The 24,712-nt window shown below is 75.6% G+C and carries 23 protein-coding genes; 18 read left to right on the top strand and 5 right to left on the bottom strand.

Annotated elements, in window-relative coordinates; all coding sequences use genetic code 11:
• Positions 1-141: 141 nt before the first annotated feature.
• Positions 142-594: a MarR family winged helix-turn-helix transcriptional regulator gene (locus ACH4B3_RS14430; protein WP_398463132.1), complete on the bottom strand. Its 453-nt coding sequence runs from the start codon at positions 592-594 to the stop codon at positions 142-144.
• Positions 595-867: 273 nt separating this feature from the next.
• Here ACH4B3_RS14430 and ACH4B3_RS14425 point away from each other — a divergent pair, with 273 nt between their 5' ends.
• From ACH4B3_RS14425 to ACH4B3_RS14415, 3 genes are all read left to right on the top strand, one after another.
• Entirely contained in the window at positions 868-1,884 is a 1,017-nt protein-coding gene (locus tag ACH4B3_RS14425) for an SMP-30/gluconolactonase/LRE family protein (RefSeq protein ID WP_398463131.1), read from the top strand.
• Between the two features lie 312 nt (positions 1,885-2,196).
• Positions 2,197-2,553, top strand: a complete 357-nt coding sequence (locus ACH4B3_RS14420) for a PRC-barrel domain-containing protein (protein ID WP_398463130.1) — start codon at positions 2,197-2,199, stop codon at positions 2,551-2,553.
• 122 nt (positions 2,554-2,675) lie between these two features.
• Positions 2,676-2,843 carry a hypothetical protein gene (locus ACH4B3_RS14415; protein ID WP_398463129.1) on the top strand — a complete coding sequence of 56 codons (168 nt, stop codon included), beginning with the start codon at positions 2,676-2,678 and terminating at the stop codon, positions 2,841-2,843.
• A gap of 147 nt (positions 2,844-2,990) precedes the next feature.
• On the opposite strand, the gene ACH4B3_RS14410 is transcribed toward ACH4B3_RS14415, so the two are convergent.
• Positions 2,991-3,626 carry an ATP-binding protein gene (locus ACH4B3_RS14410; RefSeq protein WP_398463128.1) on the bottom strand — a complete coding sequence of 212 codons (636 nt, stop codon included), beginning with the start codon at positions 3,624-3,626 and terminating at the stop codon, positions 2,991-2,993.
• Between the two features lie 572 nt (positions 3,627-4,198).
• Here ACH4B3_RS14410 and ACH4B3_RS14405 point away from each other — a divergent pair.
• The 9 genes from ACH4B3_RS14405 (at position 4,199) to ACH4B3_RS14365 (ending at position 15,474) form a co-directional block, all read left to right on the top strand.
• On the top strand, positions 4,199-5,065 hold the full coding sequence (locus ACH4B3_RS14405) for a hypothetical protein (RefSeq protein WP_398463127.1): 867 nt from the start codon (positions 4,199-4,201) through the stop codon (positions 5,063-5,065).
• Between the two features lie 362 nt (positions 5,066-5,427).
• Positions 5,428-6,171, top strand: coding sequence for a YcnI family protein (locus tag ACH4B3_RS14400; protein WP_398463176.1), 744 nt, complete (start codon positions 5,428-5,430; stop codon positions 6,169-6,171).
• 173 nt (positions 6,172-6,344) lie between these two features.
• Positions 6,345-7,010: an SCO family protein gene (locus tag ACH4B3_RS14395; protein ID WP_398463126.1), complete on the top strand. Its 666-nt coding sequence runs from the start codon at positions 6,345-6,347 to the stop codon at positions 7,008-7,010.
• Complete coding sequence (locus ACH4B3_RS14390; protein ID WP_398463125.1) at positions 7,007-7,573, top strand: copper chaperone PCu(A)C; 567 nt, start codon at positions 7,007-7,009, stop codon at positions 7,571-7,573. Before ACH4B3_RS14395 ends, ACH4B3_RS14390 begins: the two co-directional genes overlap by 4 nt.
• A gap of 13 nt (positions 7,574-7,586) precedes the next feature.
• Positions 7,587-9,884, top strand: coding sequence for a FixH family protein (locus ACH4B3_RS14385; RefSeq protein WP_398463124.1), 2,298 nt, complete (start codon positions 7,587-7,589; stop codon positions 9,882-9,884).
• Complete coding sequence (gene efeB, locus ACH4B3_RS14380) at positions 9,881-11,248, top strand: iron uptake transporter deferrochelatase/peroxidase subunit (protein WP_398463123.1); 1,368 nt, start codon at positions 9,881-9,883, stop codon at positions 11,246-11,248. Before ACH4B3_RS14385 ends, efeB begins: the two co-directional genes overlap by 4 nt.
• Before the next feature lie 345 nt (positions 11,249-11,593).
• Positions 11,594-12,529 carry a prephenate dehydratase gene (pheA, locus tag ACH4B3_RS14375; protein ID WP_398463175.1) on the top strand — a complete coding sequence of 312 codons (936 nt, stop codon included), beginning with the start codon at positions 11,594-11,596 and terminating at the stop codon, positions 12,527-12,529.
• 744 nt (positions 12,530-13,273) lie between these two features.
• Complete coding sequence (gene serS / locus ACH4B3_RS14370; RefSeq protein ID WP_398463122.1) at positions 13,274-14,566, top strand: serine--tRNA ligase; 1,293 nt, start codon at positions 13,274-13,276, stop codon at positions 14,564-14,566.
• A 119-nt stretch (positions 14,567-14,685) separates the two neighbouring features.
• Positions 14,686-15,474 carry an HAD family hydrolase gene (locus ACH4B3_RS14365; RefSeq protein ID WP_398463174.1) on the top strand — a complete coding sequence of 263 codons (789 nt, stop codon included), beginning with the start codon at positions 14,686-14,688 and terminating at the stop codon, positions 15,472-15,474.
• 252 nt (positions 15,475-15,726) lie between these two features.
• Here ACH4B3_RS14365 and ACH4B3_RS14360 read toward each other — a convergent pair whose 3' ends face one another.
• Positions 15,727-16,176 (bottom strand): phospholipase, encoded by a 450-nt coding sequence (locus ACH4B3_RS14360; RefSeq protein WP_398463121.1) that lies wholly within the window; start codon positions 16,174-16,176, stop codon positions 15,727-15,729.
• A gap of 303 nt (positions 16,177-16,479) precedes the next feature.
• On the opposite strand from ACH4B3_RS14360, the gene ACH4B3_RS14355 reads away from it, so the two are divergent.
• The 3 genes from ACH4B3_RS14355 (at position 16,480) to ACH4B3_RS14345 (ending at position 19,699) form a co-directional block, all read left to right on the top strand.
• Positions 16,480-17,493, top strand: coding sequence for a LysR family transcriptional regulator (locus ACH4B3_RS14355; protein ID WP_398463120.1), 1,014 nt, complete (start codon positions 16,480-16,482; stop codon positions 17,491-17,493).
• 489 nt (positions 17,494-17,982) lie between these two features.
• A complete protein-coding gene (locus ACH4B3_RS14350; RefSeq protein WP_398463119.1) occupies positions 17,983-18,915 on the top strand; it encodes an aminoglycoside phosphotransferase family protein in 933 nt (310 codons plus the stop codon).
• A 586-nt stretch (positions 18,916-19,501) separates the two neighbouring features.
• Positions 19,502-19,699, top strand: a complete 198-nt coding sequence (locus tag ACH4B3_RS14345; RefSeq protein WP_398463118.1) for a hypothetical protein — start codon at positions 19,502-19,504, stop codon at positions 19,697-19,699.
• 133 nt (positions 19,700-19,832) lie between these two features.
• On the opposite strand, the gene ACH4B3_RS14340 is transcribed toward ACH4B3_RS14345, so the two are convergent.
• A complete protein-coding gene (locus ACH4B3_RS14340; RefSeq protein ID WP_398463117.1) occupies positions 19,833-20,876 on the bottom strand; it encodes an asparaginase in 1,044 nt (347 codons plus the stop codon).
• Between the two features lie 432 nt (positions 20,877-21,308).
• Here ACH4B3_RS14340 and ACH4B3_RS14335 point away from each other — a divergent pair, with 432 nt between their 5' ends.
• Entirely contained in the window at positions 21,309-22,052 is a 744-nt protein-coding gene (locus ACH4B3_RS14335) for a hypothetical protein (protein WP_398463116.1), read from the top strand.
• A gap of 254 nt (positions 22,053-22,306) precedes the next feature.
• Here ACH4B3_RS14335 and ACH4B3_RS14330 read toward each other — a convergent pair whose 3' ends face one another.
• Positions 22,307-22,663 (bottom strand): MmcQ/YjbR family DNA-binding protein, encoded by a 357-nt coding sequence (locus ACH4B3_RS14330; RefSeq protein WP_398463115.1) that lies wholly within the window; start codon positions 22,661-22,663, stop codon positions 22,307-22,309.
• 119 nt (positions 22,664-22,782) lie between these two features.
• Here ACH4B3_RS14330 and ACH4B3_RS14325 point away from each other — a divergent pair, with 119 nt between their 5' ends.
• Together ACH4B3_RS14325 and ACH4B3_RS14320 are read left to right on the top strand one after the other, a co-directional pair.
• The gene (locus ACH4B3_RS14325) at positions 22,783-23,745 is read left to right on the top strand and encodes a GlxA family transcriptional regulator (protein ID WP_398463114.1); all 963 of its coding nucleotides are present in this window, start codon (positions 22,783-22,785) and stop codon (positions 23,743-23,745) included.
• A gap of 156 nt (positions 23,746-23,901) precedes the next feature.
• Positions 23,902-24,537, top strand: coding sequence for a DJ-1/PfpI family protein (locus ACH4B3_RS14320; RefSeq protein ID WP_398463113.1), 636 nt, complete (start codon positions 23,902-23,904; stop codon positions 24,535-24,537).
• Positions 24,538-24,712: the final 175 nt, after the last annotated feature.

Below are 24,712 nucleotides of genomic sequence, written 5' to 3'. Positions count from 1 at the left end.
CCTCACCCGTTCAGGGCACACGGGCCGGCCACCGGACCCCACCATCGTGACCCGCCGGCCGGGACGGCGCCGCCGGACCGCGCGCCACCGCGGCCACCCCCGGCCGCACCGGCCAAGCCGCCGGCATCCGGCCGCGCCGGCTCAGGCTCCGGCATCCGGACGTACCGCCTCCAGCACGTCGGCACACCGCCCCAGGAGCGCGATCAGGGTCTCCCGCTCCGCCGGGGTGAACTCGGCCGCCAGGGCACGCTCGACCCGGATCGCCCGGGCGTCCGCGTCCGCCATCACCTCCCGCCCCCGCTCGGTGAGCCGGGTCTCCAGCACGTTGCCGTGCCAGGCGTGCGGGGTGCGCTCCACCAGCCCGCGCTCCTGGAGGTTCTTCAGCACGGTGTTCATGGTGGGCGGGGTGACCGCACAGCCACGCGCCAGCGCGGCGGCCGACATCCCGGGGTTCTCGGAGAGCAGCAGCAGCGCGGCGTACTGCGGCACGGTCAGCCCGGCCGGCTTCAGCGCCGCGTGCTTGGTGGCGCTGAGGGCCTGCTCGGTGCGCTTGAGGTACGAGCCGAGGCGTTCGGCGGCGGGCATCGACGTCATCTCCGCATCGTATTGACATCACACCGGCCGAGGGGGCCGCCCCCGGCCCGTCCGGCCCCGCCCTTCCTCCCCGCGTCCCTCCTTTACCCGCGTCCCCCTTCCTCCCCGCGCACCGCTTCTCCCTCCTGGCGCACCGGAGCCGCACCCCCTTCCTCCTCCTGGCCTGGCGCACCGGAGCCGCGCCCCGCCGCCATGAGCACCTTGTCGATCATTAGAACTCTAACTATGGTTAGGAGTCATCTGATCATTCGAGTATTCGGAGAAGAGACCTCCATGCCGCATGCCCGCCGTCGCTCCGTGGCCGCCGCGGGGCTGGCCCTCGCCGCCACCCTGGCCCTGGCCCCGGCCGCGCCCGCCGCGACCCCGCACCCCGGCCCCGCCGCCGCCCGGGCCGCCGACGCCCGCGTCTCGACCGCGTACGTCCTGCCCGGTGACCGCGTCTACCCGGAGGGGATCGGCGCGGACCCGCGTTCCGGGGCGCTGTTCGTCTCCTCCTTCACCACCGGCGCGATCTACCGGATCACCCCCGGCCGGCACACCGCCGAGGTGTTCCTGCCCGCCGGCACGGACGGCCGGACCACCGCCGGCGGGCTGAAGGTGGACCGGGCGGGTCACCTGTGGGTGGTCGACAAGGAAGGGGTGTCGGTCTACCGCACGCACGACCGCCGGCTGGTCGCCCGGTTCGAGCCGCCCCGCCCGGGCGGCTGGCTCAACGACGTCGCCATCGCCCCGGACGGCAGCGCGTACCTCACCGACAGCCTGCTCGGCCTGGTCTACCGGGTCACCCCGGCGGAGCTGCGGGAGGCGGCGTCCGGCGACCGCCGCGCCTCGCTCCGCACCGGCTTCGACCTGTTCGCGGCGCTCGGCCCGCAGCCCGCGGACGAGTTCGCCCTCAACGGGATCGTCGTGGACCCGGCCGGCCGCTTCGTCCTCACCGTGGACATGGTCGGCGGGCGGCTCTACCGGCTGGACACCGCCTCGGGCGAGGTCCGCGAGGTGGCCCTGAAGGGCGCCGCCCTGACCCACGCGGACGGCCTGGAACTGCGCCACCGCACCCTGTGGGTGGCGCAGAACCGCAGCAACACCATCAGCCGCCTGCGCCTGTCCGGCGACGGACGCGCCGCCCGCCTGGAGCGCAGCGTCACCGACCCGGAGCTGCGCGTCCCCACCACACTGGTGCGCCGGGACGGCCGGCTGCTGGTGGTCCGATCGCAGTTCGACAAGGGCGGCCCGATGGGTCCCGGCACTCCCGACCAGCCGTTCACGGTCGCCGCGGTGCACGGCATCTGACGGCCCGGCGCCGCCCCGCACACCCGGCCACCCGGCACGGCCGGCCCGGCGCCGCCCCCCGTACCCGGCGGCGGTCCGGCGCCGTCGGCCGTGGCCGCCCCGGCCCGGCCGGCGGCCCCCGGGAGTACCGTGGAAACACCCCGGTACACGGACGAATCACCACCACACCCCGCCGTCCGCGCCGGGGTCACCGCCCGGTGGCGCACCCCGCCCCTCCGTCCTCCGCCGACCGGCGGGTGACGGGCCCGGTGGAGTGGCTGGCGGCCGCCCGGCGGTGGACGATGAGGTGAGCCGACAGTTGGGAGGCCAGCGGTGTTCGAGGCCGACGACATCCGCAAGTGGCGTGATCACGACGTGGTGGACCCGGACGGCAACAAGATCGGCTCCCTGGAGTCGATCTACGTGGACACTTCCACCGACCAGCCCTCGTTCGCCACCGTCATGATCGGCATGCCGACCCGGCGCCGCCTGGTCTTCGTGCCGCTCGCCGGGGCCACCGTGGGACCCGGCTACCTGAAGGTCGCCTACCCCAAGCAGCAGGTGAAGGACGCCCCGTCCATCGAGACCGACGGGGTCCTGACCGCCGAGGACGAACCGACCGTGTTCGCCCACTACGAAGTGCCCTACCGGCCGGGCGCGGGCGGAGAACGCCGCCTGGCCCGCCGCTGACACCGCCACCGCGCGCACCGCCCGTCCCGGTCGCCGGAGGCCGGACCGCATGTCCCGGACGCGGAAGCACGGGCACCGCCGGGTGGCGGGGGACGGTGGCGCGCACGGCCGAGGAGGACGAGATGACCCTCTTTCTGCTCCTGCTCCTCATCGCCATCGTGCTCGGTCTCATCGGGGTGGCCGCCGAGAGCCTCGGATTCCTGCTCGCCGTCGGGGTGCTGGTCTTCCTGCTCGCCCTGGTCCAGCTCGCCGTCCAGCTCCGCCGCGGCGGCCGCCGCCCGCTGCGCTGAGGCGGGCCCGACTGCTCTGAGGCGAGGCCCGCTGCGCTGAGGCGGGGACGGCTGCGCTGAGGCCGGGGGCCGGCGCCGGTCCTTGGCAAGGCGCCTCGGGACGCCTTGCGCCCTGCTCAAGGCGCTTCGGGACGTTTAAAGGAGCCTTCAGGACGCCTTGAGCAGCGCGCCCTCCCGCCACTTGAGGATCTTGTCGAAGCTGACCACCGCACCGGACCGCCCGGAACGGTTGCGGTAGTGGACGTGGTCGGTGAGCGCCTCGATGAGGAAGAGGCCGCGGCCGTGCTCGGCCTGGAGGGGGGCGGGGGCCACCGGATGGCTGGGCAGCCGCGGGGCGTCCTCGGCGTCCGCGGGGCCGGCGTCCTCGAACCCGGCGTCCGCGGGGCCGGCCGGTTCGTGGCGCGGGTCGAGCCCCTCGGGCGGGTCCAGCGTCGCCGCGCCGTGCGCCGGCGCGTCGGTGGGGGACGGTGCCCCGGGGTGCGGCGCGGCCGAACCGGCGGGCTCCGGGACGCCCGGGGGGCGGGCGAAGCCGTGGCCGGAGTCGGTGACCTCGATCCGGCAGGTGTCGCCGTCGATGAAGGCCGTGACCCGGTAGTGCCGGCTCGCCCCGTCGGCGCCGCCGTGCTCCACGGCGTTGGCGCACGCCTCGGTCAGGGCGAGGGAGAGGTCGTGGGCGATCTCGGGGTCGACCCCGGCCGTCTCCATGGTGCTCAGCAGTAGCCGTCGCGCCAGTGGCACGCTCGCGACCTCACGTCGCAGATGGAGAGACCACCAGATGCTCATGCTCCAGCCTCCCGACCGCGGCTCGACCTACCGTACGTATTGCCGGGCCGGGTGGCCCGTAAGCGTGTACCGGATGTGACTCCACTCATTCGGCGGAAGCGCGGCGTCCGGTCCCCGGTGTATGAGGTCGCGGTGCGGCCGTTCGAGTGCAATACGCGGCTGTACTGCGCTGTTTCCACTCCCAGCGCACCCCGGCGTGCGCCTGGGAGAAGCCCGCGCCGGGCGACCACTGCCCCGCCGCCGGAGCCGCCCCCCGGTCGCGGCCCGCGGATCGCCGGGTCCGGGGGCGGGATCCGGACTCCGGTGCGCGCCCCGGGCGGCGGCCACCGCGGCGGCGCCCCGGGCGAGCGCCTCGTCCCGGGCGGGGCCGGCGACCGCGAGCGCGTGCCGCGGACGGCGCGACCGCCTCGCCCCGCCGACGGCTCCGGGCCCCGGCGTCCGGGGCGGCCGGCAGCGCCTCGCGGCCCGGCGATCGCGGTGTGCGACCGCCCTCCCGGCGCCCGGTGACCGCGGGCCTCCGGCCGGACCCTGGCGTCGGGACGGGCCCGGCCCGATGGGATGATGGCGCAGCCATGTCCGTCCTTCCGCCACCCCGCCACCGCGCCCCGGGCAGCCCCGTGCCGCCGCGGGCCGCCGTGCGTGCGGGCGCGGATCTCCGGCTGCTGCGGGCCGCGGTGTTCACCGCGGTCTGCGTGCTGCTGTCGGCGGGCGGGCATGCGCTGGCCTCCTGTGCGCCGGTGCCGCTGTGGACGCTGGGCCTCGGTGGCGTGGCGGTCTTCGCGGTGGTCATGGCGCTGGCCGGACGGGAGCGTTCGCTGCCCGGTATCGCGGCCGGGCTGGCCGTGGGCCAGCTCGGGCTGCACGCCCTGTTCGGGCTGGGGCAGCACGGTTCGGTGGCGGTCGCGGAGCGCGCCGGAGCCGACGGCCGGGTGATCGCCCTGGCCGAGAAGATGGTCTGCAACTCCGGTGCGGGCCGGCTGGACGCCGCCGAGGCCTACCGGATCGTCCGGGGCGCCGGGATCGACCCGGCCACCAACCCCGCCCTGGCCGGCCACGGCGGGGCGGGCGGCGGCCGGCTGACCCAGGCGTGGCTGCCTGGTCCCGCCTCCCACGGGTCGGTGTGGCACTCGCTGCTGCCGTCGCCGGGCATGGTCCTCGGCCACCTGCTGGCCGCGCTGGCGGCCGGCTGGCTGCTGCGGCGCGGCGAGGTCGCCCTGTGGCGGCTGGTGCGGCTGTCCGCGGACCGGGTCCGGGTGCCGTCGCTGCGGGCCGCGCTGCGGCTGGTCCGCGCGCTGCGCGCCGGGCTGCCGGGGCAGGCGCCGCCGGCCGGCCGAAGGGCCCGGCGCGGGGCGGGCCGGGACGAGCCCGACCCGGGCGCACTGGTGCTCCAGCACAGTGTGATCCGCCGTGGTCCGCCGGGATTCGGACTGGCGGCCTGACCGGCGCACCACCACCATCACCTGCTCCACCCTCCCGACGTGCTCACGCGCGGGCGTCACCGGCGCCCCGGCGCGAGGTGCGACGGAGTGCGGGCGCACCGCGGGCGTATCCACCCCGCCGGGCGCGTGACCGCACCCCGCACCCACCGGCGCACGGACGGACGCCCGCTCCCCGGTTCCGGCGCGGCCCGTTGCGGCCCGCCCCGGTCACCGGCGGTCGGCGCCCGGCACCCCGGGAGGTGGCATGTGGCGGCGGGGGCCGGCGCGGCACGGTCCGCCGTCGAACAGCGGTGCCATCCGCTCCGCTGCCCCGCACCCCGCTTCCCACACATACGCCACACAGGAGTTCTGTCATGACCGCCATGCGTCCGCGCCGTCTCGCCGTCGTCGGGACCGTCGCCGCCGGTACCGTCGCCCTGTTCGCCTCCCCCGCCTTCGCCCACGTCAGCGTGCAGCCCGGGCAGGCCGAGAAGGGCGGCTACAGCGTCGTCGACTTCAAGGTGCCCAACGAGCGGGACGACGCCTCCACGGTGAAGCTCGAGGTCACCGTGCCGACCGACCACCCGCTCGCCTCGGTGATGCCGCAGCCGGTCCCCGGCTGGGACGTGAAGGTGACCAAGAGCAAGCTCGACAAGCCGCTCGAGGTGCACGGCAAGAAGATCAACGAGGCGGTCAGCAAGGTGACCTGGACCGCCGAGGACAAGGGCATCGAGCCCGGCACCTTCCAGCAGTTCCCGGTCTCCATGGGCCAGCTGCCCGAGGACGCGGACCAGCTCGTCTTCAAGGCGCTGCAGACCTATGACAACAAGGAGGTCGTGCGCTGGATCGAGGAGCCGAAGGAGGGTGCGCCGGAGCCGGAGAACCCGGCCCCGGTGCTGACCCTGGTGGAGCCGGCCGAAGGCTCCGGCCACCACGGCTCGGGCAGCGGCGCGGACGCGGACGACAAGGACGAGCACCGGGACGAGGACGGGAAGCAGCGGACCGCCGACGGCGACGACGGCGACGCCAGTGACACCACCGCCCGGGTGCTCGGCATCGCCGGCCTGGTCGTCGGCGCCGCCGGTGTCGCGTTCGGCGTGCTCGGGATGCGCCGCCGCTCCGCCTGACCGTGACCGGACCGTCGGTCCGGACCGGCGGTGTTCCGGTCCCGGCCGCCCGGCCCGACCGTCCGACCACCCGCGACCGAGCAAGGCCCGGCGGGGCGTACCGGCCCCGGCCGTACCGTCCCGCCCGGGCCCGCTCGCACCCCTCTCGCACACCGATTCCGGAGAAACACCCCATGCGCATCAAGATCCTGGCGGCGGCCCTGACCGCCACGGCCGCCGCGCTCTCGCTCACCGCCTGCGGCGGCACCTCGGACAAGAAGGACGGCGGTGGTGACGCCGTCGCCGACGTCTCGGGCGCCGAGAAGCGGAAGTCGGCGATCGTCCTCGACAACCCCAAGGCCAAGCCCGACCTGGTACTGAAGGACACCGACGGCAGGGAGTACGACCTGCTGAAGGAGACCAAGGGCCGCCCGACGCTGGTCTACTTCGGCTACACCTACTGCCCCGACGTCTGCTCGCTGGTGATGAGCAACATCGCCATCGCGGAGGCGAAGCTGTCCCCGGCCGAGCGCGAGAAGCTCCAGGTGGTCTTCGTGACCACCGACCCCGCCCGGGACACCCCCAAGCGGATGCGGGCCTGGCTCGACGGTCAGGGCGGCACCGACTTCGTCGGCCTGACCGGCGACTTCGACACCATCCAGGCCGCCGCCCGGCCGCTGGGCATCTTCGTGGAGAAGCCCAAGAAGGAGAAGGACGGCAGCATCACCGTGCAGCACGGGGCCGAGGTCGTCGGCTTCTCGCCGAAGGACGACCGGGGGCACTGGCTCTACACCACGGAGACCACCTCCGAGACCTACACCCGGGACCTGCCGAAGATCATCAAGGGCGTGAACCCGTGACCCGGCCGGCAGCGGACCACCCGGCGGCGGACGGCCCCCGGGGCACGCGGGCGGCCGGTGCGGCGCGCGGCGTACGGGCGCGCTGGTACGCGGCGGCCGCCGTCTCGGCCGCCACCTCCCTGGGCCTGGTGCTCACCGCCTGCGCCGGGGACGGCGACGGGGCCCGCGGGACGGGCGGCGGAAAGGGCGGGGCCCGCCCCGAACTGGCGGTCAGCGGCGCCTACCTGCCGCAGCCCGCCATGCCCGACATGGCCGCCGGCTTCCTGACCGTGCGGAACGAAGGCGGCGCCGCCGACCGGCTGACGTCGGTCACCACCCCGCTCTCCGCCGACGTCACCCTGCACGCCACCGAAGGCACCTCGATGCGCCGGGTGCCGGAGCTGGAGGTGCCCGCCGACGGTGAGCTGCGGCTGGCCAGCGGCGGCAGCCATCTGATGCTGGGCAAGCTGGCCCACCGGCCGAAGGTGGGCGAGAAGGTGCGGTTCACGCTGCACTTCGCCACCTCCGGGCCGATCGAGGTCGACGTCCCGGTGAAGCCGACGACCTACCGCCCCGCGGACTGAGGACGGACAGCCGATGACCCCCCGCGCGACCCCCCGCCCGACCCGCCTCGCCCCGGCCGCCGGCCGGTCCACGGACCGGCCGCGGCGGGCGGGGCGGCGACTGCCGGCCCTGTTCGGGGCGCTGCTCCTGGCCCTGCTCTCGGTGCTCGGTCCCGGCGCCGGGCCCGCGTCCGCCCACGCCGCGCTGACCTCCACCGACCCGGCCGAGGGCAGCGTGCTGCAGGCCGCCCCGAAGCGGGTGACGCTCACCTTCTCCGAAGGGGTGCTGCTGTCCGACGACTCGCTGCGGGTGCTCGACCCGCGCGGCAAGCGGGTGGACTCCGGCGAACCGGGCCATGTGGACGGCAGATCGTCCACCGCCACCGTCGCGCTCCACACCGGGCTGCCGGACGGCACCTTCACCGTGGCCTGGAAGGCGGTGTCGGAGGACAGCCACCCGGTGGGCGGCGCGTTCACCTTCTCCATCGGGGCGCCCTCGAAGACCACCGTGTCGGTGCCGACGAGCGCCGAGCCGGACGCCACGGTCGACCTGCTGTACGGCATCGGGCGGTACGCCGCCTACGCGGGCTTCGTGCTGCTGGTGGGGGGCTGCCTGTTCGCCGGGGTGTGCCGCGGCTCCCGCCCGGTGGCGCGGGTGGCGGCGAGCGGCTGGGTCACGCTCTTCGCCGCGTCGCTGCTGCTGTTGCTGCTGCGCGGCCCGTACGCGGGCGGGGAGGGGATCGGCGCGGCCTTCGACCTGGGCGGGCTGGACGAGGTGCTGTCCACCAAGCCGGGCGCGGCGCTGCTCTCCCGGCTGCTGCTGCTCGGCGCGGCCGCGGTGTTCCTGGCGGTGCTCTTCGGCTCGTACGCGCGGCAGACCCGGGCCGCCGGCGCGGACGCCGACCCGAGGGCCCGCCGGGACCTGGCCTTCGGCCTCGCCGTCGGCGGCACCGTGGTGGCGGCCGGGCTGGGCGCGACCTGGGCGATGGCCGAGCACGCCTCGGTCGGCATCCAGCCCTGGCTGGCCATGCCCGTCGACGTGGCGCACCTGCTCGCGGTGGCGGTCTGGCTCGGGGGCCTGGTGGCCCTGCTGGTGACCCTCCGCGCGGGGGAACCGATCACCGCCCGGCAGGTGCGGCGGTTCTCCCGGACGGCGTTCGGCGCGGTGCTGGTCCTGGTCGGCACCGGCCTGTACCAGTCCTGGCGGCAGGTGGGCAGCTGGGACGCGCTGACCGGCACGGAGTACGGGCGGTGGCTGCTGCTGAAGGTGGCGCTGGTCGCCGTGCTGGTGGGCCTGGCCGCGGTGTCCCGCCGCTGGACCGCCCGGCTGACCGACCCGGCGCCGGAGCCCGCGACCGGTCCGGAGCCGGGGCCCGCGACCGGTCCCGAGCCGCGACCGGCGGCCGCGGAGAGCGGGGCGGCAACGGAGAGCGGGGCGGCCGCGGGCACGCCTCCGGGCGCGGGCGGCGGTGGAGTGGCCACCGCGGGCCGCGGCACCGCGACCGCCGCCCGGGACACCGACCCGGACACCGCTGCCGCGGACACCGGCCCGGACACCCTCGCGACGGACACCCCTGCCCCGGACACCGGCCCGGACACCCTCGCGGCGGACACCAGCCCGGACCTGACCGCCGCGGACACCACCGCGGCGGACCCGGGCCCGGACGCCGCGTCGGAGGCCGCCCCGGAAACGGCGACGGACCCGGGCCCGGCGACCGGGGCGGGCAGCGGCGCCGGCCCGGACGGGACGGACGCCGCCGACCCGGTACGCGCCGCCCAACTGGCCCGGCAGCGGGCCGCGAGGGACCGGACGGCCTCGCAGCGCCGCCGGGACAGCGACCCGGGGCGCACCGCGCTGCGCCGCTCGGTGCTCGCCGAGACGGCCGTGGCGGTGGTGCTGCTCGCGGTCACCACCCTGCTCACCGGCACCCAGCCGGGCCGGGCCGAGACCGAGCAGGCCGCCGCCCGGGGCGCCGCCCCCGTCGCCGGACCGGTGACCGTGAAGATCCCGTACGACACCGGCAGCAAGAGCGGCCGCGGCACCGCCGAGGTCACCCTCGACCCGGCCCGCAAGGGCGACAACGAGGTGCACGTCTACGTCACCGACGCGGCCGGCCGACCGGTGGACGTGGCGGAGCTCAAGATGTCGTTCACCCAGCGCGAGCAGGACATCGGGCCGCTGCCGGTGCCGCTGGAGCACCTGTCCACCGGGCACTGGAGCGCGACCGGGTACCAGCTGCCCGTGCCGGGGTCCTGGCAGGTGTCCATGACCGTACGGACCTCCGACATCGACCAGGTGACAGAGATCGAGACCGTGAAGGTCGGCCGATGACACAGCAGAAGAACCAGCAGCACCCGCGGCAGACGAAGCGCGGCGAGCCGGGGCGGCAGGGGCCGGACCCGCGGCGGGGGATCCGGCCGCCGCGGACCGGCGGGGAGACCGAGCCGGCCGACCGGCCCGAGCGGCCGGCCGTCACCCGCCGCCGGCTGATCGGCACCGCGGGCGCCGCCGGGGCGGCCGGACTGGTCGCGGGCGGCGCGGCGGGCGCGTTCGGCGCCGAGGCGGTGCGCGAGGAGGCGCCGACGCCGCTCGGCAGCATCGGTGCCACCTCGGTGGCGTTCCGCGGCGACCGGCACCAGCCGGGCATCACCACCCCGTTGCAGGCGCGCGGCCACCTGCTCGCCTTCGACCTGGCGCCGGGCGCCGACCGCCGGGCGGTGATCGCCCTGCTGCGCCGCTGGACGGCGACGGCGGAGCGGCTGATGGCGGGCGAGCCGCAGGCCGGGGGCGCGGACACCGGGATCGCGCTGGACGCGGGGCCGTCCTCGCTCACCGTGACCTTCGGCTTCGGCCGGAGCTTCTTCGGCCGGACCGGGCTGGGCGCCGCACTGCCGGAGGCGCTGGCGCCGCTGCCGGACTTCTCCGCCGACGCCCTCGACGGCCGGCGCAGCAACGGCGACCTGTGGGTGCAGATCGGCGCGGACGACGCGCTGGTCGCCTTCCACGCGCTGCGCGCGGTCCAGCGGGACGCGGGCGGGACGGCCCGGCTGCGCTGGCAGATGAACGGCTTCAACCGCACCCCCGGCGCCACCGCCCGGCCCATGACCGCCCGCAACCTGATGGGCCAGGTCGACGGCACGAACAACCCCGCCCCGTCCGATCCGGACTTCGCCCGGCGGGTGTTCGTGCCGGACCGGGGCGCGCCGGAGTGGATGGCCGGCGGCTCGTACGCCGTCGTGCGGCGCATCCGGATGCTCCTGGACTCCTGGGACAACCTGTCGACGGAGCGGCAGGAGAAGGTCATCGGCCGCCGGAAGGCGGACGGGGCGCCGCTGTCCGGCGGCTCGGAGACCACCCCGGTCGACCTGACGAAGATGACCCCCGAGGGCGCGCTGGCCATCGCGGGGGACGCCCACGTACGGGTGGCGGCGCCGGAGTCCAACCAGGGCGCGGCGATGCTCCGGCGTCCCTTCTCGTACCACGACGGCTTCCTGGACGACGGGGCGCCGGACGCGGGTCTGCTGTTCATCGCCTGGCAGGCGGATCCGATGAAGGGGTTCGTGCCGGTGCAGCGGAAGCTGGACCGGGGCGACGGGCTGTCCCGGTTCCTGCGGCACGAGGCGAGCGGTCTGTTCGCGGTGCCACCCGCCCCGAAGCCGGGCTCGTACGTCGGGCAGCCGCTGCTGGAGGGCTGACCGGCCGCCGGAGCGCCCGCCGGCGGTGCAGCGCGGCCACCGGTGCGCCGGGCCGGAGCCGCGGGCGCCGGCGGGGACCGCGAGCGCCAGGCCGGATCGCGAGCGCCAGCCGGACGCCGGGGCCGGGCGCCGGGGCCGGGCCGCCAGCACCCGGCCGCTGGTGCCAGGCCGCGGGCACCCGGCCGCCAGCACCGGGCCGCCGGTGCCGGGCCACGGGCACCCGGCCGCCGGTGCCCGCGGCGCCGCCGCCGGGCGGCGGACCGCTTCGTGGACGGCGGTCCGGGGGCCCGGTGTGCGTGGGTATCGTGGGGCACTCGTCCGATCCGCAGGGAGAGCCCCACCGTGATGTCGGTCAGCCGCTACACCTACCTCGGTCCCGAAGGCACCTTCACCGAGGCCGCGCTGCGCACACTGCCCGAGGCCGCCACCCGTGAACTGGTCCCGATGGTCTCCGTGCCGGCCGCGCTGGACGCCGTCCGGTCGGGCTCCGCCGCGGCGGCGCTGGTGCCCATCGAGAACTCCGTGGAGGGCGGCGTCACCGCCACCCTGGACGAACTGGCCACCGGTGAACCGCTGATGATCTACCGCGAGGTGCTGCTGCCCATCGCGTTCGCCCTGCTCGTCCGGCCCGGCACCGGGCTGACGGACGTGAAGACCGTGACCGGCCACCCGGTGGCCCAGCCGCAGGTCCGCAACTGGCTGGCGGCACACCTGCCGGACGCCCAGTGGGAGTCGGCCGCGTCGAACGCGGACGGGGCCCGGCTGGTCCAGGAGGGCCGCTACGACGCGGCGTTCGCCGGTGAGTTCGCCGCCCCCCGGTACGGCCTCGAACCGCTGGTCTCGGAGATCCACGACGCGGAGAACGCGGTCACCCGGTTCGTGCTGGTGGGCCGGCCGGCCCGGCCCGCGGCGTGGACCGGGGCCGACAAGACGTCGGTGGTGATCTGGCTCGGCGACGACCATCCCGGTGCGCTGCTGGAACTGCTCCAGGAGTACGCGGCCCGAGGCGTGAACATGATGCGGATCGAGTCCCGTCCGACCGGTCAGGGCATGGGGCGCTACTGCTTCTCGGTGGACTGCGAGGGGCACATCAACGACCGGCGGGTGGCCTCGGTGCTGATGGGTCTCAAGCGGATCTGCCCCAAGGTGCGGTTCCTGGGTTCCTATCCGCGGGCGGGCGTGGACCCGTCGATGGTGGGCCCGCTGCGGCCGGGCACCTCGGACGAGGAGTTCGTGGCGGCGGCGGAGTGGCTGGCCCGCTGCCAGGACGGCCGGACCTGACGGGCCTCGGGCGCCCGGCGCCGGGGGCGGCGGCGTTGCGGCCACGGGCCGCACACAGCGTCACGGCGTTATCCCCAGGAGTGGCGAAGTTATCCACAGGGGCGGCTCCCGGGCTGGGGAAAAGTCGACAGATCCACCCGGCGGCGGCGCCGCGTCACCGAACGTACCCCCGTGCCACCCGCGCGTGTCCACAGCCCGCACCCGGCGCTCCTCCCCGGGGCGTCATCCGAATTCCGAAGATCACCCCTTTAGGGTCACCGGAAATTAATCACTCCCACCCGAAAGAGTGGGGTCGGATGGTTTGGTCCGGGAATCCCCATGTCATCTCCGACAAGACGGAATGATCAATTCCGGCATCCACAGAACTCACACACAGGCTGTGGATAACCTGCCGCACCACCCACAGCCCCTGTGGACAAGCGAGGGACGGGACACCCCCTCAGCGGGGGCCCAACTCCGCGCGACCGCAAGGGAGTACGGTAAGCCCGGTCAGCACGACAAGCACCCTATGCCCCTTTTCGGCGAATGCACGGGAATTCCCTTGACGGTCCGGGCGGCGCGCAATTCCGGCGTTTCCCCGTCCCGCCGAACCCTGGGCCCACCCCCTCGCCGACCCCCGCCCGCCCCGCCGCGGCACTCGTGACCGAACCGTGGCGAGCGCAATACCCAATCGGTATAAACCGGGCAAATAATGCGCCGCGATATGGGTCGAGCCGCCACGCTCCGCCCCGGTAACCTGGGGGGGTGATTGACCTTCGCCTGCTCCGTGAGGACCCCGACCGTGTGCGCGCCTCCCAGCGCGCCCGTGGAGAGGACGTCGGCATCGTCGACGAACTGCTCTCCGCCGACGAGCGGCGCAGGGCCTCCGGCGTCCGCTTCGACGAGCTGCGCGCCGAGCAGAAGTCGCTCGGCAAGCTCATCCCCAAGGCCGCCGGCGACGAGAAGGCCGGGCTGCTGAAGAAGGCCGCCGAGCTGTCCGCCGCCGTCAAGGCCGCCGACGCCGAGCAGGACCAGGCCAAGGAGGAGGCCCAGGCCCTGCTGCGCCGGCTCGGCAACCTGGTGCACCCGGACGTGCCGGTCGGCGGCGAGGACGACTTCGCCGTCCTGGAGACGCACGGCACCATCCGCGACTTCGAGGCCGAGGGCTTCACGCCCAAGGACCACCTGGAGATCGGCCAGGCGCTGGGCGCCATCGACGTGGAGCGCGCCGCCAAGGTGTCGGGCTCCCGCTTCTACTACCTGACGGGCGTCGGCGCCCTGCTGGAACTCGCGCTGGTCAACGCCGCCATCGCCCAGGCCACCGCGGCCGGCCTCGTGCCGATGCTCACCCCCGCGCTGGTGCGCCCGCACGCCATGGAGGGCACCGGCTTCCTCGGCCAGGCCGCGGAGAACGTGTACCACCTGGAGAAGGACGACTACTACCTGGTCGGCACCTCCGAGGTCCCGCTCGCCGCCTACCACATGGACGAGATCCTCGACGCGGAGAAGCTGCCGCTGCGGTACGCCGGCTTCTCGCCCTGCTTCCGCCGCGAGGCGGGCACCTACGGCAAGGACACCCGCGGCATCTTCCGGGTCCACCAGTTCGACAAGGTCGAGATGTTCTCGTTCGTCGCGCCGGAGGACGCCCAGGCCGAGCACCAGCGGCTGCTGGACTGGGAGAAGCAGTGGCTGACCGGCCTGGAGCTGCCGTTCCAGGTGATCGACGTGGCCACCGGCGACCTCGGCGCCTCGGCCTCCCGGAAGTTCGACTGCGAGGCGTGGATCCCCACGCAGGGCAAGTACCGCGAGCTGACCTCCGCCTCCAACTGCGACGAGTTCCAGGCGCGTCGCCTGTCGGTGCGGATGCGGGAGGCCGGGGAGGGCGGCAAGCCGCAGGTCCGTCCGCTGGCCACGCTCAACGGCACGCTGTGCGCGGTGCCCCGCACCATCGTGGCGCTGCTGGAGAACCACCAGCAGGCCGACGGCTCGGTCCGCGTTCCGGAGGTCCTGCGGCCCTACCTGGGCGGCCGGGAGCTCCTGGAACCCGTCGCCAAGTGAGCGCCGCCGCGCACCCGGGCCCCGGCCCGGCCACCGGCGGCCGGGCCGGCGGGGAAGGCGGCGACCCGGCCGCCCGCCCCGGTCCGGGCAGCGGGCCGGAGCACCGGCCGCCGTACCGGCTGGTCGCGACGGACCTGGACGGGACGCTGCTGCGCTCCGACGAGACCATCTCCGGGCGCACCCGGGACGCGCTGGCCGCGGCCACCGCGGCGGGCGCCGCGCATCTGGTGGTCACCGGGCGGTCGGTGCCCTGGACCCGGCACATACTCGACGACCTCGGCTACCGCGGCCTCGCCGTGTGCGGCCAGGGCGGACAGCTGTACCACGCGGGTGAGCACCGGCTGCTGACCTCGGTGACCCTGGACCGGCAGCTCGCCGGGCTGGCCCTCGCCAAGATCGAGGCGGAGGTCGGCCCGGTGCTGCTGGCCGCGAGCCGGGACGGGCTGGACGGCGAGGTGCTCGTCGGCCCCGGCTACCGCACGGTGGACGGGGAACTGCCCTACCGGGCCTTCACCGATCCCGCCGACGTCTGGTCCGCGCCCCTGAACAAGCTCTACATCCAGCATCCCCGGCTGGCCGACGACGAGCTGGCCCGGGCCGCGACGGCGGTGGCCGGCGGCCTGGTCGGGGTGGCCGTGTCGGGCCCGGACATCGTGGAGCTGCTGCCGCTGGGCCTCAGCAAGGCGACCGGGCTGTCACTGGCCGCCCGCCGCCTGGGCGTGAAGGCCGCCGAGACCATCGCCTTCGGTGACATGCCCAACGACATCCCGATGTTCGGCTGGGCGGCGCACGGGGTGGCGATGGCCGGGGCGCACCAGGAACTCAAGGCGGTCGCCGACGAGATCACCGCCTCCAACGACGCGGACGGCATCGCGCTCGTCCTGGAGCGGCTGTTCCCGGGCGCCTGAGCCCGGGGTCCCCTGCCGCCCGGCGGGGCCGCGCCGGACAGCGCCGGAGGCCCGCCGCGCCTCGACGCGGCGGGCCTCCGCCCGGATCCGGTGCGGTCGGACCCGTGGAACGGTCCGCCACCGGGCGCGGATGCGGCCGTTCCCGGTGGTTGGTGGACCGTGGCCGGTGCGGCGCCGTGCGACGGGCGCCGGGGGCGCGGCGGCGGTCCACGCCGCTGCCCCGCGAGGGCCGGGGTACCTGCGGCCGGCGGCTCAGCCGAAGATCTTGACGGCCTGGTAGTAGGTCCAGGCGGTGCCGTTGCAGGAGGTCTTGGTGGCGCCGCTGTAGCGGTTGCAGACCCGCTTCAGGTCCTCGTAGAAGGCGCTGTCCAGCCGCGACTTGTTGGCGTCGAAGGAGCCCATCGCCTTGTAGTTGCGGTAGCCGAAGTCGTGGCGGGCGCAGGAGAGCTGGAACGGGAAGCCGAACGGGTTGTCCGGGGAGGTGCTGCAGTAGTCGGTGGACCAGTTGAACGCGTAGGCGGACCAGGCGCCCTGGTTGTTGCGGGCGCTGAGCCAGGCGTTGTAGCTGCTCGCGCTGGTCTGCGTCCAGCTGGAGAGCACCTGCGGCTTGTCGGCGGGGGCGGCCTGCGCGGGCGAGGCCAGGGCCACGGTGGCGGCTGCGGTGATCGCGGTGGCGGCGAGGCTGGTGGTCAACCGGCGCATGCGGTCCTCCGGGGTGTGACAGCCCGTCAACGAGCTGCGGATTGGGGGGAGTCGGAGCAGAAAACGAGGTGGCGCCCCCATAGGGTTCGGCGAGTACCTGACAAGCGTCAACCTCCCGTCGGTCATTGGCATGAACAGGTCGTTAAGCTCAGTTACGCGCGTAGCTTCCGGCTCCGCGGGGAAGGCCCCGGCGCCCTCCCGCGCGCCCTCGGCCGCCCCGGTCGCCATACCCCGGTTCGTCCGCCCCGTCCCCAAGTCCTCCCTGGGGGCTCCTCCCACACCCTCAAGCTGTAGCTTGTGCCGGTGACCCTGGACGATCTCCGCGCCTTCGTCGCCGTCTGCGACTCCGGCAGCCTCAGCGCCGTCGCCCGTGAACTGGGCTGCACCCAGTCGGCGGTCAGTCAGCGGGTCCGGCGCCTGGAGCGGGAACTCGGCCTCACCCTGCTGGAGCGCCAGCCGCGCGGGGTCTCCCCCACCCAGGCCGGCCGGGTGCTGCACCGGTCGGCGGCGGACGGACTGGGCGGCCTGGACCAGGCGTTGCGACGGCTGCGCGACATGCGGCAGGGCGGCGGCGGCACGGTGCGGATCACCACCGGGGCGACGACCGTCCGGCACTTCATGTCCGCCGGAGTGGTGGCCTTCCGGCGCCGGCACCCGCACGTCAGCCTGGAGTTCCAGACCGAGAACTCCACCCGCGCCTGCCTGGAGGCGCTCGCCGCCAACGCAGCCGACCTGGCCTGGATCACCATCCGCCCGCCGGTCCGCGGAGTGGAGCAGCGGCCGGTGACCGAACTGCCCTGGGTACTCGCGGTCCGGGCCGACGACCCGCTCGCCGACCGCACCGAGATCGGCCCCGGGGAACTCGCCGCGATCCGCCACATACGCCTGCCGGAGAACTCCATCTCCCGGTTGCGGCTCGACGAACACCTCACCCGGCAGGGCACCGAACCGGTGTCGACCACCAGCGTCGCCGACTGGGACACCGCCATCCTGCTCGCCGAACTCGGCCTGGGCCACGCGGTCGTGCCCGCGCTGCCGGGCTGGCACCGCAGCGCCCGCCGCGACCTGCGGCTGATCCCGATCCCCGGGCTCCCCCCACTGGCGGCCGGCTGGGCGGTGCGCCGCTGGGACGCGCTGAGCCCGGCGGCGCTGGCGTTCGCGGAGACCGTGTCGGACAGCCTCCACCGGCGCCCCGACGGCGGCCCGGACGACGATGAGCACGATGGCGCGCAGGACGGCACGGAGTACGGCACGGAGTACGGCGCGCGGGACTCCGGGCCACTGCCCCCGGGAGCGGCTGACCACGGCAGCGGCTGACCCCGGGTGGACTGACCACGGGTGGGCTGGCCCCGGAGCGACTGCCCCCGGGAGGGCCGACTCCGGGAGGACTGCCCCCGGCAGTGGCTGGACCCGGTCCCGAATGCGTCCGGGCCGGTCCGCCCGGCACGGCGGCCGAAGTGCCCGGTGCGGCGGGGGTGTTCGGGGACGCGGGGGCGTCCGGGGCGGCTCCGGGGGCGGCCGGGCCGGTCGAGGCCCCGACCGGTCGCCCGGCGGCGGCCGGCCGTTCCGCGCCCGGCCCGGCACCCCGGCCGACCGGTGGCCGGCACCGGTCCGCGGGCGGGTGGCGCGGGCTCCGGAAACCGGGGGCGCGACCCCGCAGCGGCCCCGCCCCGACCGACCGTAAGATCACCGCACCGGGCCGCGCCATCGGCGGACGACCGGGCGGCGGAGCGACTCCGGGGCCCGGTGCCTCGGATGGGCGGAGGGTCCGTTCCGGTACCACCGCAACGAGGAGCCACCCCCTTCATGACGCGTATCGAGGTTCCTGCCCGACTGGCCGAGTACTACGACGACTATGACGGCGGGCCGGAGTGGATCGCCGCGCTGCCGGAACTGGTCACGGAGTTCCTGGAGCGGTGGGACCTGCGCCCGGACGGTACCGCCGCGCACGGGTACGCCGCCCTGGTGCTGCCGGTCACCGGCAAGGACGGAACGCCGGCGGCCCTGAAGTTCCAGCAGGTCACGGAGGAGACCGCCGGAGAGGCCACGGGCCTGCGCGAGTGGGCCGGCGACGGGGCGGTACGTCTGCTGGACCACGACCCGGCCAGCGGCACCATGCTGCTGGAGCGGCTGGACGGCCGCCGCTCACTGGCCTCCGTCCCCGACGACCAGGCCGCGCTGATGAAACTGGCGGAGATCATGGCCCGGCTGACCGCGGCCCCCGCCCCGGCCGGGCTGCGCACCCTGGCCGGCGTCACCGACCGGCTGTTCGGCGACCTCCCCGGCCTGCTGCCCGGACTGGCCGACGCGGGCCACCGCCGGCTGCTGGAGAACTGCCTCGCGGCGGTGGCGGAGGTCCGCGGCGAGCCGGGCGACCGGCTGCTCCACTGGGACCTGCACTACGAGAACGTGCTCGCCTCGCTCCCGGGCTCCGGTCGCGGCCCCTGGCTGGCCATCGACCCCAAGCCGCTGGCCGGCGACCCGGGCTTCGAGCTGCTGCCCGCGCTGCACAACCGCTGGGACGACGTCACCGCCACCGGTGACGTGCCGCGCGCCGTCCGCCGCCGTTTCGACCTGCTCACCGAGATCACCGGTCAGGACCGGCAGCGGGCGCTGCGCTGGACCCTCGCCCGGGTGCTGCAGAACGCCCTGTGGGACCTCGAGGACGAGGACGACGAGGGAGAACTCCAGGAGAAGCAGGTGGCCATCGCCGAGACCCTGCTGGCCCACAGCGCCTGACCGGGCCCGGCGCACCGACCGCCGCCGGCCGCCGCCCGACCGGGTGGGCGCGTCCGGAAGGGCCCCGCCCCTCCGTGGGACCAGGGGGGGCGGGGCCGGACAGCGCGTCTCGCGGTGCCCGCGGAACCGGAGGTCAGCCGGTGCCGCGCCACCCGCGATCCTGCCGCGTCAGACGAGCCAGCCCACGAAGTGGACGACGCCGGCGAGCAGGCTGGTGACGATGTTCATGCTTCTCCTTGTACGTGAACTCCAAGTGGGACGACACCCCGACGTACGGGCGGGACATGCACCGCCGCCGGGGACGCGGTAACGGTCTGCAGCCCTTCACTCGCGCCTGGTAAGCATCGCCGGTGGGTAGAGGCGGGGGACAGCGCTTCCGGCCCGGATCACGCGTTCCGACGAACAGCCGCGCGTGCGTTCGCATGTTCGCCCCCGAACTCCCCTGATACGTCAGCTAGTTACCGTCCCCGGTGCGCCAACACGGGCTGCGCGCACCCCGATTGTCCGGAACCTGACGTGACCGATGAGCGGTTTTCGACGTCCGCGGGGAGTACGGTGAGCGGACACGTCACAAGGGGGGTACGACATGGTCGCAGTGTTGATCGCACTGATCGTCCTGGCGCTGGCGTCCGTCGTGATGACGGTGATGCTGTCGCGGCGCGGGCAGAACGGAGCCCCATCCATCGTCCACGTGGCGGTGGGCCGCCAACCGGGCGGTCCGGCCGAGCCCGCCGCCTACCACCGCGAGGGGCTGGGCAGCCCGCACCGCAGCCGCACGCTCTGACGCCGGGGCCGGCGGGGGCCGCGTCCCCGCCGTCCGGCGCAACACCGAAGACCCCGCGCCGGGTGCGCGGGGTCTTCGGCGTCCCGGCCGCCGCCGGTGGTACCCGGTGGAGCGACGCGGGCCGCGCCGGGACTCAGCCGAGGCGCGCGCAGGCTTCGGCGATCGCTTCCCGGCCGGCGCCGGCGGCCAGCAGCAGACGCAGCAGGATCCTCGCCTTGTAGGGGTCCAGCAGCCCGGCGTTGATCAGGCCGCGGCGCTGCAGGTCCGCCTCCGAGCCGACCGCCCCGTAGGTCGCCCGCAGCACCGAGCCGCTGCCGCAGCGCGAGGTCAGCACCACCGGGATGCGCCCGGCCAGGTCCCCCAGGACCGGGGCCAGCGCGGCGGGCGCGTGCCCGACTCCGAAGCCGGCCACCACCAGCCCCTGGTGGGTGGCGCCGAGGGCCTCCAGGGCCGTCCCGTCGTCGTCCAGGGAGAGGGTGTGCAGCGCCACCCGGGTCGCGGCCAGCCGCTCCCGGTCGAAGCCCGCCGGCGCGGGACCGGCCTGCGGCCCGGAGCCGGACTGCCGGGGCGGGAAGACGGGGCCGGGCCGGCGCGGCGCGGTCAGGACGCGGACCCGCCCCTCGATGACATGGCCGATGGGGCCGAGATCGGGGGAGGCGAAGGTCGCGGTGCTGGTGCTGTGCGTCTTCCGTACCCAGCGGGCCGCGTGCACCTCGTCGTTGAAGGCCACCAGGGCGCCCAGGCCGCGCGCCTCGGGCGCGGCGGCGACACGGGCGGCGGCGAGCAGGTTGGCGGGGCCGTCCGGGCCGGCCAGCGTGGGATTGCGCATCGCCCCGGTGAGCACGAACGGGGCCTGGTGCGGCCAGAGCAGGTCCGCCAGGAAGGCGGTCTCCTCCAGGGTGTCGGTGCCCTGGGTGACCACCACCCCGGTCGCGCCCGCCGCCACCGCGCGGGACGCGTCGTCGAGGAGGTCGAGTACCTGACCGAAGGTCAGTCCGGCGCTGGGGACGGCCTGGGTGTCCTGTATCTCGACCGGCAGGCCGAGGTCGGCCAGGCCGGGGACGGCGGCGGTGAGGTCGGCGCCGGTGAGCCGGGTGACCACACCCCCTCCCGAACCGTCCCGGGCGACCCCGCCCATCGCGATCGTCCCGCCGAGGGTGAACAGTGCGACAGTCACGTTCTGAGCCTCTCGCTCGTCGGACACCGGGACCTCGTCGTCCCGGGCCGCCGATCACCCTAGGCGGTGGCCGGACGGCACCCCACGGCGGTCACCGGCCCCGGGCGGAAGCCGGGGGACCGGGCGGGGCCGGGCGGGCCGGGGGCGGAGCGAGGCCAGGCGGGGCGAGGGGTAGGGCGGGGGCTTCGGTCCAGGCGAGGCGAAGGGTAGGGCGGGGGCTTCGGTCCAGGCGGGGCGAGGGGCGGGGCGGGGGCTTCGGTCCAGGCGAGGCGAGGGGTAGGGCGGGGGCTTCGGTCCAGGCGAGGGGCGGGGGCGGAGGCTGGGGCACGGGGTCCCCGGGGCGGGGCGGCTGCGGCGGGCGTTGGGCGGGCGGGCGGGCGGGCGGCGGAAACGGCCGCGACGGCTGCCCGACCACGACGTACCCTCCGGGCCATGACGCCTTCCGCACCGGACACCCCCTTCGTTCCCGACGACTTCACCGTGCCGCGACGGCTGGAGACCGCCGCGTTCCGGCTGGAGCCCCTGGCGCCGCGGCACAACGCCTCCGACCACGCGGCGTGGATGTCCGGCATCGAGCACATCCGGACCACCCCGGGATTCGAGGGGCGGGGCTGGCCGCCCGTCGACGGCATGTCCCTGGAGGCGAACCTCGCCGACCTGGAGCGGCACGCGGCCGACTTCGAGCGGCGGACCGGCTTCACCTACACGGTGCTCGCGACCGGCGACCGGACCGGGAGCGCCGCGGACGGGGACCCCGCCGGGGACTCGGGGGCCGGAGCAGGGGACGCCGGGGCCGGGGACGCGGGGGACGCGGGGGCTGCGGATACGGGGGCAGGGGCCGGGGATGCGGGAGCCGGGGACGCCGGGGCCGGGACTACGGGAGACGGGCCCGGGGAGCCGGGGGCCGGGACGGAGGGCGGCTCGGGCGGCCGCTCCGGAGGTGCCGACGAGGTGATCGGCTGCGTCTACATCTACCCACTACGCCACGCGTCCGGCGAGGACACCGTCCCCGCGGCGGACGCGGCGAACGCGGCGGCCGGAGCGGAGGGTGTGGCCCGGGTGAGTTCCTGGGTACGTGCGGACCGGGCCCAGCTGGACCGCCCGCTCTACGAGGCCGTGTCCGCCTGGCTCGCCGCCGACTGGCCGTTCACCGAGGTGCGCTACACGGCGCGCTGACGAGGGCCGGGGTGCGGGCGCCCGGCCCGCACCCCGGTGCGCCGGGGCGCCCCCGGCCCCGCCGGGGGGGGGGGAGACACCGACCCGGGCCCGGGCCCGGCACCGGGGCCGCCCGGCCCCATACGGGAGACGCCCGGGCTCCGTGCGGGGGACGCCCGGGTCCCGTGCGGGGGACGCCCGGGTCCCGGAGCGGGAGCCGTCGGCCCCGGCCGGCCCAGCCGGGCGGACACGCGCGCGGGCCGGCGGGTCGGGCGTCAGGCCGTGCCGGACGCGCTGCCGGCGAACTCCTCGACCAGTTGCGGCGGAGCGGCCTGGGTCCAGGAATCGACCAGGATGTCCCGCAGTTCCGCCTCGTCCTCCAGCGCCGCGATGCGGACCCGCACCCAGTTGGAGCCCGCCTCGTGCGGCGGCACCCAGAACTTCTCCGGCTCGGCGGCGATCAGCTCCTCCCGCTCGTGCCGGGGGCAGCGCACCGCGAAGGAGGTCTCGTCGTCCGGGATGGTCACGAACATCCTCCCGGCGACCCGGAAGGTGGGCATCTGCCAGGCTTCCTTCTCCACCGTCTCCGGCAGGGACAGCGCGATGCGGCGGACGTCATCGGAATCGGTCATGCCCCTACCGTAAGCAGCCGTCCGGACAGCCGCTCCGCCCGTCCGCGCCTCCGCCGGATGGCAGAAAAGGTGGGAGATTCGGCATTGCTGCCCTCGGGGTGCCGAACCACGATGGAGCCATGCCGCCACGGACCGTCCTCATCACCCTGTTCGAGGGCACCTTGAGCCTGGACTTCACCGGTCCCCTCGAAGTGTTCGCGGGCGCGAACCAGACCGGATCGCCCGGCGCCTACCGGGTGCTCACCGCGACCCTCGACGGCGGCCCGGTCCGTACCTCGGCCGGCTTCACCGTGATCCCCGACCTGGCGCTGCGCGACGTGCCCGCGCCGCACACCCTGATCGTGCCCGGGGGCAGCGGGACCCGCCGCCTGGACCCGGCGCTCATCGCCTGGCTGCGGGAGACCGCTCCGTCCGTGGAGCGCGTCGTGTCGATCTGCACCGGCGCCTTCGCGCTCGCCGAGGCCGGGCTGCTGGAGGGAGTGCGGGCGACCACCCACTGGACCATGTGCGCCTCGCTCGCCCGGCGCTTCCCCGGGGTCGAGGTCGATCCGGAACCGATCTTCATCCGGTCCGGGAAGGTCTCCACCTCCGCCGGGGTCACCACCGGCATCGACCTCGCGCTGGCCCTGGTCGAGGAGGACCTGGGCCGGGACGCGGCCCTCCGGATCGCCCGGCACCTGGTCGTCTACCTCCGGCGACCGGGCAACCAGACGCAGTTCAGCGCCCAGTTGGCGGCCCAGACGGCGCAGCGCCTGCCGCTGCGGGACGTGCAGAGCTGGATCGCCGAGCACCCGGCCGCCGACCTGTCGGTGGCCGCGCTCGCCGAGCGCGCCAACCTCTCCCCGCGCCACTTCGCCCGGGCCTTCCGGAACGAGGTCGGGATGACCCCCGGCCGCTACGTGGACGGCGTACGGCTGGAGTCGGCGCGCCGGCTGCTGGAGGACTCCGGCGACGGCGTCGCCGAGATCTCCCGGGCCTGCGGCTACGGGACGCCGGAGGCGATGCGGCGGGCCTTCGTCCGCGCGCTGGGCACGTCCCCCGCCGAGTACCGGCGGCGTTTCCGTCCCACCGCGGTGTCCTGAGCGGCCCCCGACGCACCCTCCCCTCCCCCGCAACCACGACCGCAACCGGAGCCGGAACCAGAACCGGAGCCGGAACCGGAGCGGAACCCGGCCCCGGAGCGGTGCCGGAACCTCCGGCGGGGACCGAACGATCCATCCACAGTCAAGGAGTACGCCATGCAGACGGCCATCCTGCTCTACGAAGGCTTCACCGCACTCGACGCGATCGGGCCGTACGAGTCGCTCGCCAACCTGCCGAAGTCCGACACGCTCTTCGTGGCCGAGCGCCCCGGGCCGGTGACCAACGAGCTCGGCAACCTGCGGATCACCGCCGAGGCGGGGCTGGACGAGGTCCCGCACCCGGACATCGTGCTGGTGCCGGGTAGCCCGGTCTACGCCCCGCAGTTGACCAACACGGCGGTCCTCGACTGGCTCCGGGAGGCCGATCGCACCAGCACCTGGACGGCATCGGTGTGCACCGGGTCGCTGATCCTGGCGGCGGCCGGACTGCTCGAGGGGCGCCGTGCCACCACCCATTGGAGCGGGATGGCGGAGCTCGGCGAACTCGGCGCGCACCCCACCGAGGCCCGGTACGTCTTCGACGGCAAGTACGTCACCGCGGCCGGGGTCTCGGCCGGGATCGACATGGGCCTGGCGCTCGCCGGCCGCATCGCGGGCGACTCGCACGCCCGGGCCACCCAGTTGCTGATGCAGTACGACCCGCAGCCGCCGTACGACGCCGGCACCCCGGACAAGGCGCCCGCCGAGATACTCGCCGCGGCCCGGGCGGCGCTGGCAGCGGCGGCCGGCTGAGCGGCGCACCCGGTGCCGGTGCGGGCGGGGCCGGGGCCGCGCCCGGCGGACGGTCGTGCGGCGGCGACCTGGCGACCGCCCGTCGGTCGGGCGGGCGTACGGCCGGGCGGCGGGCCGGGCGGGCGGCGGCCGGGCCGGGGTCGCCGCCTGCCCCCCAGCCCGGCCCCAGGCCCCG

Origin of the sequence: Streptomyces sp. NPDC018031 (assembly GCF_044327625.1) — a bacterium.
GTDB lineage: Bacteria > Actinomycetota > Actinomycetes > Streptomycetales > Streptomycetaceae > Streptomyces.
Note: the sequence above shows the minus strand (reverse complement) of the source record. Positions and strands in the feature narration are given on the sequence as shown.